The following is a 15,027-nucleotide window of genomic DNA, read 5'->3' as shown; positions in this document are numbered from 1 at the left end:
GTCGAGACAGGCCACGATTCCCGGAGGCGAGGTTCGTCCCCGATATGATCCATCTATTACCAAGTTAAGGGATGCCGTAACGAACGCGGCGCGAATGCGGCGTGTCCTGTTCTCAGCGTCTACGTAGTACGCTTCGGAAAGCTGTGCCAAGGTGCGGGATGGATGGGAGCGACACTCCACCTCCGCAGTCGATCCGCGGCGAGATGGCCGAGCGGATCCGGACGCATGACTGGGCCGCGACGGCGCTCGGTGCGGCGGACATTTGGCCGCCCAGCCTCAGGGCCACGATCAGCCTGATCCTCGGCTGCGGCTTCCCCATGATCGCGCTGTGGGGCCGGGATCTGATCCAGGTCTACAACGACGGCTTCCGGGACCTGATGGGATTGAAGCATCCGGCCGGGCTTGGTCAGCCGTCACGCGCGTGCTGGCCCGAGATCTGGCACATCAACGCGCCGATCTACGAGCGGGTCTGGAACGGCGAGACGGTCACCTTCGAGGACGCGCTCTACCCGCTGTCTCGGTCGGGACGCCTCGAAGACGCGTGGTTCACGCTGACCTACAGCCCGCTGCGGGACGACGCGGAGCGGGTCGTGGGCATCCTGGTCACCCTGCTCGAGAGCACGGCCCGCGTGCTGGCGGACCGGGCGTTGCGCGAGAGCGAGGCCGGCTTCCGGGCCGAGCTGGAACGCCAGGTGCAAGAGCGGACGGCGGAGCTTCAAGCAAGCCGCGACCTGTTCAAGGCGACCATGGACAGCTCCATGGACATGATCCAGGTCTTCAAGGCCGTGCGCGATTCGGCGGGCGAGATCGTCGATTTCCGCTGGCTCCTGAACAACCACACCTCCGAGAGTCGCTACGGCGAAGTGAGTGGGCAGAGCCTGCTGGAGCGTAACCCGGGCGTGGTGCAGGAGGGCATCTTCGACACCTTCAAGCGTGTCACGGAAACCGGCCAGCCCGCGACCGCGGAGCGCCGCTACGCCCACGAGCAGTTCGACGGCTGGTTCTTCCAGTGCGTGGTGCAGCTTGGCGACGGGGTGGCCATCACCACCAAGGAGATCTCGGCCTGGAAGGCGGCGCAGGAAGAGGTGCTCCGGCTTCGCGACGCGATCGCGCAAGCGGCCCTGCGCGAGAGCGAGGATCGCTTCCGCACCCTGGCGAGCCTCATCCCCGTCCTGTTGTGGCGGTCCGACGAGAGCGGGCAGCACAACTCCCTCAACGAGGCTTGGCTCGCCTATACCGGCCAGACCCTGCAGCAATCGCAGGTCGGCGGCTGGCTCGAAGCGGTCCACCCCGACGACCGCGACGCGGCGCGCGAGGCCTTCCGCTCAGGACGCGAGCAGCAGCGGTTGATCGAGGTGCAGCAGCGCATCCGCCATCACGACGGGCGGTACCGCTGGTTCCTCGTGCGGCAGGCGCCGATCCTCGACACAGAGGGGCAGGTTACGCAGTGGATCGGTGCCGCCATGGACATCCACGATCTGCACGATCTGCAGGAGCGCCAGACCGTTCTCGTCGCCGAGCTGCAGCACCGCACCCGCAACCTGCTCGGCGTCGTGCGCTCCATCGCCCACCAGACCATGGCGCAGACCGGCCCGACGGAGCGCTTCCGCGAGCAGTTCAACGACCGGCTCGCCGCCCTGTCGCGGGTCCAGGGGTTGCTGTCGCGCTCGGAGCAGGAGCCGATCACCCTGCGCAGCCTGATCCAGACCGAGTTGGACGCTCTCGGGGGCGGCGACGACGCCGACCGGATCCATGTCGCCGGCCCGCCGGTGCGCCTGCATAAGGCGTCGGTGCAGACCCTGGCGCTTGCCGTGCACGAGCTGGCCACCAATGCCCGCAAGTATGGTGCTCTGACGACCGAGCACGGCCGCCTCTCGGTGACATGGCGCGCCGACCGGGACGACCAGGGCGGAGGAAACCTGCTGATCGAGTGGATCGAAGAGGGCATCCGCCGGCCGCGCGAGGAACAGCGCCCGACGCGGCGCGGCTATGGACGCGAGTTGATCGAGCAGGCGATGCCCTACGCGCTCAACGCCAAGACCCGCTACGAACTCGGGGAGACGCGGCTGCGCTGCGCCATCGAACTGCCGCTGGACGAGCGATTCGGGCAGATAAGTACGGCCTAACGCTCTAAGGTCAGGCGGCGAGCGCCGTCAGCACCGCGCTGCCTGCCGGGCTTGCCTCGTAACGGGTGCGCTGGGTGCGGCCGTCACGGGCGGTCACGGTTAGGAGCGCTTCACCGGTCAGAACCTCCACCGCGCGCAGCACCAGGGCGTGCTCAACGCCGAAGATGCGGGCAAAGCTCCGGCTGTCGGCCGCCAGCCCGAGATGGAGGCCGGCGAGGAGGCCGGCTTCCAGGAGGCTCAGTTCGGGACGCAGGGCCGCGATCGTGTCGGTCGCGGCGAGAAAGGTCTCGGCGTCGGCGGCGGGTTCGCTCACGCGGCCGTTCTCCCTGCTCACGCGGCTTTGCCCACGGCGTTCGCGGCACGGGCCCGCACTTGAACCAGCACCGACTTCGAGGTCGGGGTGTCCGAGAACTCGCCGAAGGCCGAGAGCGGCACCAGCACGTTGAGTTCCGGATAGTAGCCGGCGAGCGCGCCGCGCGGCATGTCGAAGGGCACGAGGCGGAAATCCTCCGCCACCCGCTCGACGCCGTCCTCGGCATGGACGCAGATCAGATCGACCCGCTCGCCCGCCCGCGCCTTCAACTCGGCGAGGTCGTCCGGGTTGGCAAACACGACGCGGCGCTCGCCGTAGACGCCGCGGTAGCGGTCATCGAGCCCGTAGATCGTGGTGTTGTACTGGTCGTGGCTGCGGAAGGTCTGCAGCACGAACGTGTCGCCCTGCGCGCGCGCGCGCTGGTGCTCGGTCGCTACCGGCAGCGGGCCGCTGGAGAAACCCGCCCGACCGGTCGCGGTCTCGAACACCCGCTCGGCCGCGAGATTGCGCAGCATGAAGCCGCGGGGCCGGCGCACCCGGGTGTTGAAGCCGGAGAACCCCGGAATCGTCCGCTCGATGCGATCGCGGATGAGATCGTAATCGTCGGCGAGCGCGGCCCAATCGATCCGCTCCGAACCCACGGTGGCCGCGGCCATGCCGGCGATGATGCCGATCTCCGAGCGGAGGTGCGGGGAAGCCGGCTTGTTGATGCCGCCCGAGCCGTGGACCATGCTCATCGAATCCTCGACGGTCACGATCTGAACCTTGGCCCGGCTGTTGCGGTCGATCTCGGTGCGCCCGAGGCAGGGTAGCAGGTAGGAGACCCGGCCCGGCACGAGATGCGAGTGGTTGAGCTTCGTCGCGATGTGGACGGTGAGTTCGCAACCGGCGAGCGCCCTCTCCACCAGACGCGTGTCCGGCGTCGCGCGCACGAAGTTGCCGCCGAGCCCGATGAAGGCATTGGCCGAGCCGTCGAGCATCGCGCCGATGGCGCCGAGCACGTTGTGGCCGTGCTTGCGTGGCACGGCGAGGCCGAACTCTCTGTCCAGGGCTTCGAGCAGGGCCAGCGGCGGCTTCTCGTTGATGCCGACGGTGCGGTCGCCCTGCACGTTGGAATGGCCGCGCACTGGGCACAAGCCTGCGCCGGGCCGACCGATATGGCCGCGCAGGAACAGGAGGTTGGCGATCTCGCGGATCGTCGCGACCGAGTGGCGGTGCTGGGTCACGCCCATCGCCCAGGTCGCGATCACCTTGTCGGCGCCGAGATAGACGTCGGCCGCGGTCTCGATCTCCTCGCGGGTCAGGCCGGACTGGTCGAGGATCGCATCCCACTCCGTTGCCTCGACCGCAGCGCGGTAATCGGCGAAGGCGCTGGTATGGGCGGCGAGGAAGGCGTGGTCGAGGAGCGAAGCCTTGCCCGCCTCGATCGCCGCCGCATCACGGGCGAAGACGACCTTGGCGATGCCGCGGAAGGCGGCCATGTCGCCGCCGGGCTTCGGCTGGTAGTAGTGGCTGGCGATCGGGCGGCTGGCGCCGCGCAGCATCTCGACGCTGTTCTGCGGGTCGGCGAAGCGCTCCAGCCCGCGCTCGCGCACGGGGTTGAGCACGACCACCCGCGCGCCGCGCTCGGCGGCCCGGCGCAGGTCGCCCAGCATGCGCGGATGGTTGGTGCCGGGGTTCTGGCCGACGACGAAGATCGCGTCCGCCTTCTCGAAGTCTTCCAGCAGCACCGTGCCCTTGCCGATGCCGATGGCCTGGACGAGGGCGATGCCGCTCGCCTCATGGCACATGTTCGAGCAATCGGGGAAGTTGTTGGTGCCGTAGGCGCGGGCGAAGAGCTGGTAGAGGTAGGCCGCCTCGTTGGAGGCGCGGCCGGAGGTGTAGAACTCGACGCGGTCGGGATGGTCGAGGCCGCGCAGGGTCGCGCCGATCTCGGCGAACGCCTCCTCCCACTCCACGGCGCGGTAGGTGTCGCTCTGCGCATCGTAGCGCATCGGATGGGTAAGGCGGCCCTCGCTCTCCAGCGCGTAATCGGTCCAGCCGCGCAGCTCCGAGACCGGATGCTTGGCAAAGAAACGCGGCGTCGCGCGCTTGTCGGTGGCCTCCCAGGAGACCGCCTTCACGCCATTCTCGCAGAACTCGAACGACGAACCGTGAGCCGGGTCACCCCAGGCGCAGCCGGGGCAGTCGAAGCCGTCGGGCTGGTTGGCGCTGAGCAGGGCGCGCGCGCCGGAGAGCGGCGCGCGACTCCCCAACAGGAACTTGCCGCAGCTCTTCAGCGCACCCCACCCACCCGCGGCGGAAGAACGCTTGGGTAAGCCTTGCGAACGATCCATCCGAGAGCCCGGTCTTCGCGATGTGGGAGATGTGTTCGACGATCCCCGCCCGTCACTTCGCCCCCTGGCGGGTGAGCGGTCTCAGATGTCGTGACCGGGAAATAACATCTCGCAGATGCGAGTTGATGAGTGGTCGATGATGGGGGAGGCATTCGTCGCACGCAGGGCAGTTTAATCCGATTCCAGAAGGTGCCTGTTTCTGGAATGGCTCGAAGCTAAATCAGCACGGGAGCTAAGGCTGACCAGCGGAACTTTGATGCATTGCATCAAAGTTCTCATTGTATGAAATTGCGCTGCCAGCCGGTTCATCCAAACGGCTGGCTCCCTTGTAGATCAGATCCGATTTCGCGGTGCGGGCCGAATGGAAGGCGAGACCGGCAGCCGTCGCGAGGTCGGATCACGTCACGGACGCGTGCGGTGACAGTCGGAACTGGACCCGCTCCATCATGGCAAGGCGGGGCCAACTCAATCAAAGCGCCGAGCCCATCGAACACGCCGCGCGATTGCGTGGCGTTAAGTCAGGCGTTCCGAGCGAGGGCGGCCGCGTCCCGCCCGACGACCGGGGCGAGGCTCGTCAGACCCTCCGCCCGCAGCCGTTGGCTCAAGCCGCGCTTGATCGTGCCGACCAGCCCCGGCCCCTCGTAGACGAGGGCGGAGTAGAGCTGGACGAGGCGCGCACCCGCGCGGATCTTGGTCCAAGCGGCCTCCGCCGAATCGATGCCGCCGACGCCGATCAGCGGGATCCGGTCGCCGACGCGCAGGTAGGTCTCGGCCAGGAGCCGCGTCGACGGGCCGAACAGTGGCCGTCCGGACAGGCCGCCGGTCTCCTTCGCGACGGAGGAGTCCGTGAGTGATGCCGGCCGCGCGATCGTGGTGTTCGAGACGACGAGGCCCTGGATGCCGCGCCGAAGCGCCGTCGCCGTCATGGCGTCGAGTCCTTCGAGGGCGATGTCGGGCGCGATCTTGAGCAGCACGGCTGCGCTCGATCCGCTGGCATCGCGGGCGGCGACGACGCGGGCGAGCAGGTCGTCGAGGAAGGCCTCACCCTGAAGGTCGCGCAGGCCCGGCGTGTTGGGCGAGGAGACGTTGACGGTGATGAAGGCGACATGCGGCGCGAGCCGCGCGGTGCAGGCGACGTAGTCGGCGAGCCGGTCCGCCGATTCCTTGTTGGCCCCGATGTTGACGCCGACGATCCCCTCGCGTCCGGCGCGGGCCTTGAGTCGGTCGGCCACCGCGTCGAGCCCCTCGCTGTTGAGGCCGAAGCGGTTGATCACCGCCCGGTCGCCGGGAAGCCGGAACACCCGCGGGCGCGGATTGCCGGGCTGCGGCTGCGGCACGACTCCGCCGACCTCGACGAAACCGAAGCCGAGACCCAGCAGCGCGTCGGCCACCCGCGCGCCCTTGTCGAAGCCGGCGGCGAGGCCGACGGGGTTGGGAAAGCGTTGCCCGAACATCTCGACGGCAAGCGACGCGTCGTCGGCCGGCGGCCGGCGCGGCGGCAGCAGCGAGAGGCCGCGAATCGTCAGGTCGTGCGCCGTCTCGGCGTCGAGCCCGTGCAGCAGCGGCCGGGCGAGGGGAAAGAGCGCGTCGATCATGCCTGCGGGATCTCCGCCGGGAATACGTGCCGCCCGTCCGCCCCCAGGGGGATGACGGTCACGGAGCGCACGGCGCTCAAGGGAAGGTTGCCGTAGAGGTGCGGGAACAGCGCGCCACCCCGCGACGGCTCGAACCGCAGGGCCGGCCCGAGATCGTCGCCCTCGATCGCCACGAGGAGCAGATCGTCCTGACCGGAAAAGTGGCGGGCGGCGGTCTCGGCGACCTGTTCCGCGGTCGAGAAGTGGATGAAGCCGTCGGCGTGGTCGACGGGCGCGCCGGTGAAGCGGCCGAGCGCTTCGGCCTCCTGCCAGAGGCCGCGCGGACAGATCTTGTAGACGAGGGCCATCCGGTCTCCAGGGGTCAATCGTCCGGAGCGATAGAACGCGCGCTTCCCCGCGGCAACCGATGCCGGATACGGGGTGCCACGTCTTCACCGCTTGCCGTTCAGATGCGACACTCGCCTCTCCGGATGCTCCGATTGCGTCCAGGGTCAGCGGGTTCTAGTTTCCTAACTTTAGGCCGTATGTCTCAACGGCACACGCGCCGGTTTGAGGCCGCCATGCTGTCGCACGAGCAGATCTGGACTGCGATCGACCGGTTGGCCGAGCGCCACGGCTTCTCCGCCTCGGGGCTCGCCCGGCGTGCCGGCCTCGATGCCACGAGCTTCAACCGCTCGAAGCGCGTCGGCCCCGACGGGCGCAAGCGCTGGCCCTCCACCGAGTCGATCGCGAAGGTGCTCGCCGCCACCGGCGCCAGCCTCGACGACTTCCTGCGGCTGGTCGATTCCCATCAAGGGCCGGCCCGGACCATGGTGCCGCTGATCGGTCTGACCCAGGCTGGGTCCGGCCGCCTGTTCACGGACGAGGGCATTCCGACCGGCGGGCCTGGCTGGGAGGAGATCGAGTTTCCCGATCTCGGCGGTGACCGCGCCTTCGCGCTGGAGGTGCAGGGCGATTCGATGCTGCCGCTCTACCGCGACGGCGACGTGCTGATCGTCGCCCCGAATGCCAGCATCCGCAAGGGCGACCGGATCGTCGCGCGGCTCAGCAACGGTGAGGTGCTGGCCAAGGAACTGCGCCGCCGCACCGCCCGCACCATCGAACTCGCCTCGCTCAACCCCGACCACGAGGACCGCATGGTGCCGCTCGCCGAGGTCGCCTGGATGGCTCGCGTGATGTGGGTGCGGCAGTAGAAGGCGCCGGCTACAGCCCGGCCAGCCGGTGGGCCATGCCGAGGGCGATCTGGCCCGAGAGCAGGCTCCAGCCGCAGGCGATCATCGTCGCGATCATCACGAAGGGGATCGGCCGGCGCTCGATGCGCCGACCCCGCAGGGTGTTGCGCAGGATGATGAAGGGCGCGACCACTGCGATCATCGGCAGCGCGGCCAAAGCGGTGACGCCGCCGGCTTCCAGCAGGCGAAAGCTCGCCCGCCGGTTCGTGGCGTATTCGAAGGCGCTCGCGAGCAGCCCCGCCAGAGCGAGGCCGACGATGAGCGCCTGGATGGATTCGACGGAAGACGGGCTCACGGTCATGACGCGCTCGACGCTCCTTCTCAGGACATGACGCGCAGTCTGACCGATCGTTTACGTGTTGTTAAGAAAGACGTTTCGTTAACGCTAACGCCGCCCACAGGCGCGACGCCAAAGGTGGGCGCCGAGCTCGGAGCGGCGCTGCCGGCCCAGACGAAGGCCGGCTAGCGACTTCATGCCAAATTCCGTTGATCCCGTCGGGATGGCGGATTTGGTCTTCGCTCAATCGCCGCGCGGGCTGAGCGATTCGCATCCCGCTTTCACCAAGCGGGATCCGTATCAGGCGTCTTCTTCGAGATCGATGTCGAGGATCGCCATGCGGAAGGTGAAGGAATCGTCGCCGTCTTCCTTGTCGTCCGCAAGGACACCGATCGACTCCTCGCCGATGAACACCTCGGCGGAATCACCGGTCTTCATCGCCACGACGCGGATGCTGGCATTGGCGAACTTGCGGCGCAGGTAATCCTGCAGCTTGGCGACTTCGGTCTTGGTCACGCCGTCAACCTTCTTGCGAGGCGGTGCGTGCCGGGACGTGCGGTCCCGGCGGCAGCGCTGAGGGGCTTGTGATGGTGGCCGGCGGCTTGCCACGTCGGGGGAGGGCAGGCAACCCGCCGGGCGCGGAGAGCGGCTTCAGATCCCGCCGGCGATATCGATGAACTCGCTCATCGCCACGAGCTGGTCCATCGATCGGGCGGGCTCGGCGCAGCCGGCCGCACCGACGACGCGTGCCGGCACGCCGACGACGGTGGTGTGGGCCGGCACCGACCGGAGCACGACCGAGCCGGCTGCGACCCGGGCACAGGCCCCGACCTCGATGTTGCCGAGGATCTTGGCGCCCGCGCCGATCATCACGCCACGGCGGATCTTGGGGTGGCGGTCGCCGCCATGCTTGCCCGTGCCGCCGAGCGTCACCGCGTGCAGGATCGACACATCGTCCTCGATCACCGCGGTGGAGCCGATCACGACCCCAGTGGCGTGGTCGAAGAACACCCCGCGCCCGATCCGGGCGGCCGGGTGGATGTCGGTCTGGAACACCTCCGACGACCGGCTCTGGAGGTAGAGCGCGAGGTCGCGCCGGCCCTGGCCCCAGTACCAGTGGGCAAGCCGATGCGCCTGGATCGCGTGGAAACCCTTGAAGTAGAGCAGCGGCTCGAGCGCCCGGGTCGTCGCCGGGTCGCGGTCCATCACCGCGAGGATGTCGGCGCGCATGCTTTGGCCGATGCGGGCATCGTCCTGAAGCGCTTCGTGGAAGCCGTGGGCGACGAGTTCGGACGAGAGCGAGGCATGGCCGAGGCGTGTGGCGACGCGGTGCGCCACCGCCGCCTCCAGGGTCGGATGGTTGAGGATGGTCGCAACGAAGAACGAGGCGAGCTGCGGCTCGTCGCGCACTACCGTTTCCGCCTCGGAGCGCACGCGCGTCCAGAGCGGATCGACGATGCCGGCGATGCCTTCGCGCCCGGAGGCCGGACTGAGCGACGGACTGGCGGACATGCATTCCTCCTCGACAGCACGGGCTGTCCATCCGGCTTGCGGTCACAACGGGCCCGCTTCCGGGAGCGTGTTCGCGCCGCCCCGCATGCCTTGCCGAGGCGGCCCGCGAGACGGGTTGTACCGCCGCGTGGGGCCTGAGGTTACGACGCGTATCGCGAAAACCGCCCAGGAGAGAAGCGTCTTCGCCCGCGCCGGGTCAAGCCCTACAGCTTGGGGCGATCCCGCGGCGCATCAAGAGGTCGTGTGTCACCCTGCGGCAGATGGCGCCGCGCAAGCCGCAGTCACGCGGCCGGGCGTCGGCCGCCGGTGTCGTTGCCGCTGAAGCGGGACTCGATCACTTCGATCAGACGCTCGGACATGGTCTCGACCGGTACGTCGGAGGTGTCCACGACGGCGGAGGCGCGGGCGTAGAGAGGCTCGCGGCTGAGCAGCACCGCGCGCAGATCCTCCAGCACCGAGGCCGGATCGCCCTTGCCTTCGACATGGCCCTGGTCACGCACCCGCTGCAGGTGCTCCTCGGGCCGGGCCTGAAGCCAGATCGTGTAGAAGGAGGAGAGCAGCAGGTCGTAGGTCAGCGGCTCGGCGACGATGCTGCCGCCCGTGGCGAGCACCATCGGCCCCGGCTGCTCGGCGAGGCCGCGTAGGGCCTTCTGCTCCAGCCGGCGGTAGCCTTCCTGACCGTAGATCGCGAAGATCTCGCGCACGGACAGGCCGTTCTCGCGCTCGATTTCCGTGTTGAGCTCCACGAAACGCCAGCCGAGATGGGCCGCCGCCATCCGGCCCAGCGTCGACTTGCCGGCGCCGCGCAGACCCACCAGCGCCACGCGCCGCCGGACCGTGCGCGCTTCCGCGCCGGTCGAGCCTGCGAGCGCCGACTTTGCCAGGGCGATCTGGTCCGGGCTCGCCTGATCGAGCAGGTCGCGGATGACGCGCCAGTCGGACGAAGCTTCCTGGGTCGCGACGAGATCGTCGAGCCGCATCCCCATCGCGTTGGCGACGCGCCGCAGCAGGATGATGGAGACGTTGCCCTGGCCGCTTTCGAGCTGGGCGATGTAGCGCTCGGACAGGCCGGAGGCCTGCGAGAGCAGCTTGCGTGACAGCCCGCGCACCGTCCGCGCGTGGCGAACGCGGCGGCCGAGTTCGTTCAGGAAACCGGCTTCTTGATCGGCCGCGTCGGTCATGGCCCCACTCACCTCATCGTCCTTTCCGACGCCCGCCTCAATCCGAATAAAGGTCGAATAGCTCCGGCGGGGCCTCGCCCGCAGGATACCATCCGCTCGCCCGGAGAGCCGAGCGAGAAACGCCCGCTGCAACGCGCGGGCCAAAGCACGCGGAGACGGCGGGGAAGGCGCACATCTGGCGACTGGCAGGCTGCGGTGCAACCCGTCGCGCGAGCGTGGCATCCATGCGAACTCACCGGTGGATAATATATGATATCTCGCAACGCGAGAGATATGGCGCTGCAAAACACTACTCCGCCAACGTCACCCCCTCGAGCGGGATGCGCCCGAGCGGGTCCGTCCGGAAGCCGCGTACCGTGCGTCGGGCTACCATGTGGATGATGGAGTGGGCGAGCGGCACCCAGGGAACGGCATCGCGGAAGCGGGTCTGCGCCTCCCGCTGCCGCCGCCCGGCAGCCGAGCAGCACGTTCATGACGTTGTCCGGGTCGCCGTTGTCGCGGGTCCAGCCGTAGAGCATCATCGTCGGTGCGCCGCCGCAGGGAGCTGCGCGGTAGGCGTTCCAGTCGCGGGTGGTCGGCCGGGCGCGGATGCCGATGCGGGCGAGGTCGGCGCGGACGAGGCGTCTCATCGTGCCTCCGCCCCGGAGGGCCGGCGCGCTGTGCCCGGTCGCTCGGAGCCGCCGGGCGCCCGGGGGAATTCCAGGCGCACGAGGGTGCCCCGGCCCGGGTCGCTCTCAATGGCGATGCGGCCCTGGAGTTTGGCCGTGACGAGGTTGTGCACGATGTGCATGCCGAGCCCGGTGCTGCCGCGGGAGCGGGCGGTGGTGAAGAACGGGTCGAAGATGCGCCCGAGATGCTCCGGCACGATGCCGCCGCCGTCGTCGCTCACCTCCAACCGAACGAGCGCTCCGGGCGCCGAGACCCGCACCGTGATGGTTCCGGGTCGCTCGGCGCCGGCGAACCCGTGCACGACGGCGTTGGCGACCAGATTGGTGACGACCTGCGCGAGCACGCCGGGATAGGTGTCGACAACGATGCCGGGCGGGACCTCACGCCGAATCCGGTGGCCGCCCTTGCGCAGCATCGGCTGCAGGCTCGCCAGAAGTTCGCCGAGCCAGACATCGAGGTCGAAGCTGCGGCGCTCGTCGCTCGCCCGGTCCACCGCCACCTGCTTGAAGCCGTGGACGAGGTCGGCGGCGCGGGTCAGGTTCGCGCAGAGCAGTTGCGTTCCCTCGCCAACCCGATCGACGAAATGGGTCAGGCGCGAGCGCGAGAGCGTGCCCGCTGCGACCAGGCCCTGGAAGGTCCGCGTCTCGTCGCGCACCAGCGTCGCGGTGGTCAGCGCGATGCCGAGCGGCGTGTTGATCTCGTGGGCGACGCCGGCCACGAGTTGTCCCAGCGAGGCGAGTTTTTCCGCGCGGATCAAGTCGTCCTGGGCTTGGCGGAGATCGTGCAGTGCGGTGTCCGCCTGATCCTTGGCCCGCCGCAGCGCCCGTTCGCGCCGGCCGATCTCCGTCACGAAGAAGTTCGTGGCGCGGGCGATGTCGCCGAGTTCGTCCGTGCGCTGCGTGCCCGAGAGCCCCTCTGCCTTCGGGTCGGCGGCGAGCGCGATCATGTCGCCCTGAAGCTGGCGCAGCGGCACGAGGATCGAGCGGGCCACCGCCAGGGCGACCAGGGCTCCGAGCAGCAGGCCGATGGCCGCCCCGGCGAGGAGGAGCCGGCCGAGGAAGGTGCCGAACCGGTCGGCATCCTCGACCGCGTCGTCATTGAGGGCGCGGGCGGCCTCGCTCAAGGTCGCGGCGAGGCCATCCATCTCGGCGATCATCGCGTTCTGGCGCTTGAGCCCGTCGATGGTGGTAGCAAGCCGCGCGCGCCATCCGTCGATGGCCTCGATCATGTCGGATTGGATCAGCGGCGAGATCGGCAGGGCGGCGGCGCTGGCCGAGAGCCGCTCGCCCTCACCGAGCATGGCGGAGACGGCCTCCGCATCCCGGCGGGCCAGCGCCTCGGCGGTGCGCTGGCCGAGCTTGAGCGTGGCGATACCGATATTCTGCGTCGCCTGCTCGGTCGCGTTGGCCTCGCTCGCGTAGGCGAGGAGCTGCGCCACGGCGTCGTCGAGCGTGCGCTGCTCGGAGGTCACGATCTTGAGCCAGCGCTCACCCCACTCGGTCAGCCGGTCGCCGGGGGGCGGCTCCGAGGCGGTCAGCCTCTCGGCCTCCGTCGCTTCGGTCTCGCGCGAGGTGGCGCGCAGGGCCGCGGCGAGGTCTCGGCCGGCATGGACGAGGCGGGTGCGCTCAGGGCGCGCGGCTTCCTCGCCGCGTTGCCGGGTCAGCCTGTCTTGCCACGCGGCGGCCAGCATGGCGTTGAGCCCTGCCACGACGTCGCGGGTCGCGCGCAGCCGGTTCACCTTTCCCGTCATCGTCCAGGCGAGATCGACGTTGGAGGCCTGCTGGCGCTGGCGTGCCTGCTCGGCAAGGTCGGTCAGGCGGTTCGCGCGCTGGCCCATCTCGGCGGTGAGGCCGTCATTCTCGCGGGCGACCGCCGAGAAATCCTGCATTCGCGCCACGTAGCGGTCGAGGGATCGGCGCGCCGCGCCGGCCCGCTCGGCCTGGCTCCGGGTGCGGGCCTGATTCTGAATCGCCTCCAGACCTTGGCCGGCCCTGCTAGTCAGGTCGAAAAACCGCGTCTCGATCGCAGCGCGCGCGTCGGCGCGGGCGGCGATGGAATCGTCGCGGACCATCCGCGCCAGGATGAGGTCGTGATAGACGCGGGCGGCGAGCAGGGCACCGACCCGGGCCCGCTCTCCTTCCGCGAGCAGGAACCAGCCCGCCGCCGCGATGGCTGCGGCAACGAGGATCGGGACACCGCCGACCAGGGCAATCTTCCGGCCGACCCGCATCCTCGCCCCGTGGCGGGCTCCCTCGGGAGCGTCCTTCGTCGGAGCGGGATCGTCGCCGGAAACGCGTCGCCCGACAAGGGGCTCGCGCCGGTCTCTATGGGGATGGCGGGCCGGGCCGCCCTCACGCACCCGCCGGGGCCGTGTGGCGCCGTTTGCGCACTGGAATCCCCCGGCCGCCGGAGGTGCCGAAGCGCCCTTCCTTGGTCGGCGTCGTTGGGACCGGCCGGCCGTCGCGCCCGCCCAGCTGGCGCCCGTGCAGGATCTCCCGCAGGGTGGCCAGCGTCTCCGCCGACGCGTCCAGGGCGTCCTTCGAGAAATGCGGCATGGCGGCCCTCCTCAACGCCCGGTGAGAGCGATGATGCGGACCTTGCGCCCGTCGTCGGCGCAGGCCGCCGGACGGTAGGGCCACGCGGCGGCACAGGGGGCGGTCGTCGATGGTTCGCCTTTGAGTGCCGTCGCCTCGGGTGTTGCCCCTTTGGGGGGTGCCGCCTTGGGCGCCACGGCGGCGGGCGCCTCGATGGGTGCCGCGGACCGCACCGGCCTCGGGCCGGCGGCGGCATCCGCCGCGGCCAAGCCGGCAACGAGGCCGGCGGACAAAACCGCGCTCGCGGCGATCATCGAGACCAATCCCTGCATGACATCCCCCCTCGCGGCCTTGCCGTCGTCGATGGCGATGGTTGTAGGCAGGGGGCATGTCCGGCATTTTGCGTCGCCGGTCACAGGATCACGGGATCAGAGGGTGATTGTTGCGTCCCGGAGCCGCCGACGAAACATTCGGCGGCGAATGCACCCTCAGTCGCCTTCGGGCCGGAAGATGTAGCCGAGGCCACGCACGGTGCGGATGTAGCGCGGGTTGGCCGGGTCCGGCTCCACCTTCTTGCGGATGCGGTTGATTCGCACGTCGATCGCCCGGTCGAACGCGTCCGGATCGCGGGCGTCGGCGAGGTCGAGCAGCCGCTCGCGCGACAGGGCCCGCTTCGGATGGTCGGCAAAGGCCTTGAGCAGATCGAATTCCGAGCGGGTGAGCGGCTGCTCCACGCCCGCATCGTCGCGCAGGCGCAGGGCATCCAGTTCGAGCCACTTCGTTCCGAACCGGACGGTTCGCGCCGGTGCCGCGACTTCGGGGGCCGGTGCCGATGGAGATGCCGTCGCGCCCTGCGCCCGCCGCAGCACCGAGCGCACCCGGGCGACGAGTTCGCGCAACTCGCAGGGCTTGGGCAGGTAATCGTCCGCGCCGAGTTCGAGCCCCACCACCCGGTCGATCGGGCTGGCGGTCGCCGTCAGCATGATGATCGGGATCGGGCTGCGCGCCTTCAGGTCCCGGACGATGGAGAGGCCGTCCTCCTCGGGCATGTTGAGATCGAGCACGATCAGGTCCGGCGTGCGGATCCGAAGATGCGCCCGCAGCGCCCGTCCGCCCTCGCACAGGGCCACGTCGAAGCCGTGCAGGCGCAGATAGTCCCCGACCATGGCGCGGGCATCCGCCTCGTCATCCACGACGGCAATGTGGGGGCCGGTCGCAGTCATGAGTCGGCGCCTGTGAAGTCCGGCGAAGA

General features: G+C 69.6%; 14 protein-coding genes. 2 read left to right on the top strand and 12 right to left on the bottom strand.

Going from position 1 to position 15,027, the window contains the following annotated elements:
- The first annotated feature begins 158 nt into the window (after positions 1–158).
- Positions 159–2,126 (top strand): PAS domain-containing sensor histidine kinase, encoded by a 1,968-nt coding sequence (locus J2W78_RS18515; protein WP_253372871.1) that lies wholly within the window; start codon positions 159–161, stop codon positions 2,124–2,126.
- Positions 2,127–2,136: 10 nt separating this feature from the next.
- Here J2W78_RS18515 and J2W78_RS18510 read toward each other — a convergent pair whose 3' ends face one another.
- The 4 genes from J2W78_RS18510 to J2W78_RS18495 all read right to left on the bottom strand — a co-directional run bounded on the left by J2W78_RS18510 (position 2,137) and on the right by J2W78_RS18495 (position 6,717).
- Positions 2,137–2,439, bottom strand: coding sequence for a hypothetical protein (locus tag J2W78_RS18510; protein ID WP_253372870.1), 303 nt, complete (start codon positions 2,437–2,439; stop codon positions 2,137–2,139).
- Between the two features lie 17 nt (positions 2,440–2,456).
- Positions 2,457–4,775 (bottom strand): FdhF/YdeP family oxidoreductase, encoded by a 2,319-nt coding sequence (locus J2W78_RS18505; RefSeq protein WP_253372869.1) that lies wholly within the window; start codon positions 4,773–4,775, stop codon positions 2,457–2,459.
- Positions 4,776–5,293: 518 nt separating this feature from the next.
- Entirely contained in the window at positions 5,294–6,370 is a 1,077-nt protein-coding gene (locus J2W78_RS18500; protein WP_253372868.1) for a quinone-dependent dihydroorotate dehydrogenase, read from the bottom strand.
- Positions 6,367–6,717 (bottom strand): DUF952 domain-containing protein, encoded by a 351-nt coding sequence (locus tag J2W78_RS18495; protein ID WP_253372866.1) that lies wholly within the window; start codon positions 6,715–6,717, stop codon positions 6,367–6,369. Before J2W78_RS18495 ends, J2W78_RS18500 begins: the two co-directional genes overlap by 4 nt.
- Positions 6,718–6,930: 213 nt before the next feature.
- Here J2W78_RS18495 and J2W78_RS18490 point away from each other — a divergent pair, with 213 nt between their 5' ends.
- Positions 6,931–7,563 carry a S24 family peptidase gene (locus tag J2W78_RS18490; RefSeq protein ID WP_253372864.1) on the top strand — a complete coding sequence of 211 codons (633 nt, stop codon included), beginning with the start codon at positions 6,931–6,933 and terminating at the stop codon, positions 7,561–7,563.
- Positions 7,564–7,573: 10 nt separating this feature from the next.
- Here J2W78_RS18490 and J2W78_RS18485 read toward each other — a convergent pair whose 3' ends face one another.
- The 8 genes from J2W78_RS18485 to J2W78_RS18450 all read right to left on the bottom strand — a co-directional run bounded on the left by J2W78_RS18485 (position 7,574) and on the right by J2W78_RS18450 (position 14,998).
- Positions 7,574–7,903: a DUF6949 family protein gene (locus tag J2W78_RS18485; RefSeq protein ID WP_012253606.1), complete on the bottom strand. Its 330-nt coding sequence runs from the start codon at positions 7,901–7,903 to the stop codon at positions 7,574–7,576.
- Positions 7,904–8,179: 276 nt separating this feature from the next.
- Positions 8,180–8,395 carry a DUF3126 family protein gene (locus tag J2W78_RS18480; protein ID WP_056198925.1) on the bottom strand — a complete coding sequence of 72 codons (216 nt, stop codon included), beginning with the start codon at positions 8,393–8,395 and terminating at the stop codon, positions 8,180–8,182.
- A 135-nt stretch (positions 8,396–8,530) separates the two neighbouring features.
- Positions 8,531–9,391: a serine O-acetyltransferase gene (gene cysE, locus J2W78_RS18475; RefSeq protein ID WP_253372862.1), complete on the bottom strand. Its 861-nt coding sequence runs from the start codon at positions 9,389–9,391 to the stop codon at positions 8,531–8,533.
- A gap of 281 nt (positions 9,392–9,672) precedes the next feature.
- Positions 9,673–10,620 carry a helix-turn-helix transcriptional regulator gene (locus tag J2W78_RS18470; protein ID WP_367399415.1) on the bottom strand — a complete coding sequence of 316 codons (948 nt, stop codon included), beginning with the start codon at positions 10,618–10,620 and terminating at the stop codon, positions 9,673–9,675.
- A 577-nt stretch (positions 10,621–11,197) separates the two neighbouring features.
- Positions 11,198–13,471 (bottom strand): sensor histidine kinase, encoded by a 2,274-nt coding sequence (locus J2W78_RS18465; protein WP_253372858.1) that lies wholly within the window; start codon positions 13,469–13,471, stop codon positions 11,198–11,200.
- Between the two features lie 121 nt (positions 13,472–13,592).
- On the bottom strand, positions 13,593–13,796 hold the full coding sequence (locus tag J2W78_RS18460; protein WP_253372856.1) for a hypothetical protein: 204 nt from the start codon (positions 13,794–13,796) through the stop codon (positions 13,593–13,595).
- Between the two features lie 11 nt (positions 13,797–13,807).
- Positions 13,808–14,107, bottom strand: coding sequence for a hypothetical protein (locus tag J2W78_RS18455; protein WP_253372854.1), 300 nt, complete (start codon positions 14,105–14,107; stop codon positions 13,808–13,810).
- Between the two features lie 156 nt (positions 14,108–14,263).
- Positions 14,264–14,998 (bottom strand): response regulator, encoded by a 735-nt coding sequence (locus J2W78_RS18450; RefSeq protein WP_253372852.1) that lies wholly within the window; start codon positions 14,996–14,998, stop codon positions 14,264–14,266.
- Positions 14,999–15,027: the final 29 nt, after the last annotated feature.

The organism is Methylorubrum extorquens, from assembly GCF_024169925.1.
Lineage (GTDB): Bacteria > Pseudomonadota > Alphaproteobacteria > Rhizobiales > Beijerinckiaceae > Methylobacterium > Methylobacterium extorquens_A.
The sequence above is the reverse complement of the archived record's forward strand: the minus strand, read 5'-3'. Positions and strand labels throughout refer to the sequence as shown.

Excerpts from the sequence above, each read along its gene's own strand:
- J2W78_RS18455 (WP_253372854.1), bottom strand. The coding sequence starts at position 14,107 with ATGCAGGGATTGGTCTCGATGATCGCCGCGAGCGCGGTTTTGTCCGCC.
- J2W78_RS18505 (WP_253372869.1), bottom strand. The coding sequence starts at position 4,775 with ATGGATCGTTCGCAAGGCTTACCCAAGCGTTCTTCCGCCGCGGGTGGG.
- J2W78_RS18465 (WP_253372858.1), bottom strand. The coding sequence starts at position 13,471 with ATGCGGGTCGGCCGGAAGATTGCCCTGGTCGGCGGTGTCCCGATCCTC.
- J2W78_RS18450 (WP_253372852.1), bottom strand. The coding sequence starts at position 14,998 with ATGACTGCGACCGGCCCCCACATTGCCGTCGTGGATGACGAGGCGGAT.
- J2W78_RS18500 (WP_253372868.1), bottom strand. The coding sequence starts at position 6,370 with ATGATCGACGCGCTCTTTCCCCTCGCCCGGCCGCTGCTGCACGGGCTC.
- cysE (WP_253372862.1), bottom strand. The coding sequence starts at position 9,391 with ATGTCCGCCAGTCCGTCGCTCAGTCCGGCCTCCGGGCGCGAAGGCATC.
- J2W78_RS18485 (WP_012253606.1), bottom strand. The coding sequence starts at position 7,903 with ATGACCGTGAGCCCGTCTTCCGTCGAATCCATCCAGGCGCTCATCGTC.
- J2W78_RS18490 (WP_253372864.1), top strand. The coding sequence starts at position 6,931 with ATGCTGTCGCACGAGCAGATCTGGACTGCGATCGACCGGTTGGCCGAG.
- J2W78_RS18495 (WP_253372866.1), bottom strand. The coding sequence starts at position 6,717 with ATGGCCCTCGTCTACAAGATCTGTCCGCGCGGCCTCTGGCAGGAGGCC.
- J2W78_RS18460 (WP_253372856.1), bottom strand. The coding sequence starts at position 13,796 with ATGCCGCATTTCTCGAAGGACGCCCTGGACGCGTCGGCGGAGACGCTG.
- J2W78_RS18515 (WP_253372871.1), top strand. The coding sequence starts at position 159 with ATGGATGGGAGCGACACTCCACCTCCGCAGTCGATCCGCGGCGAGATG.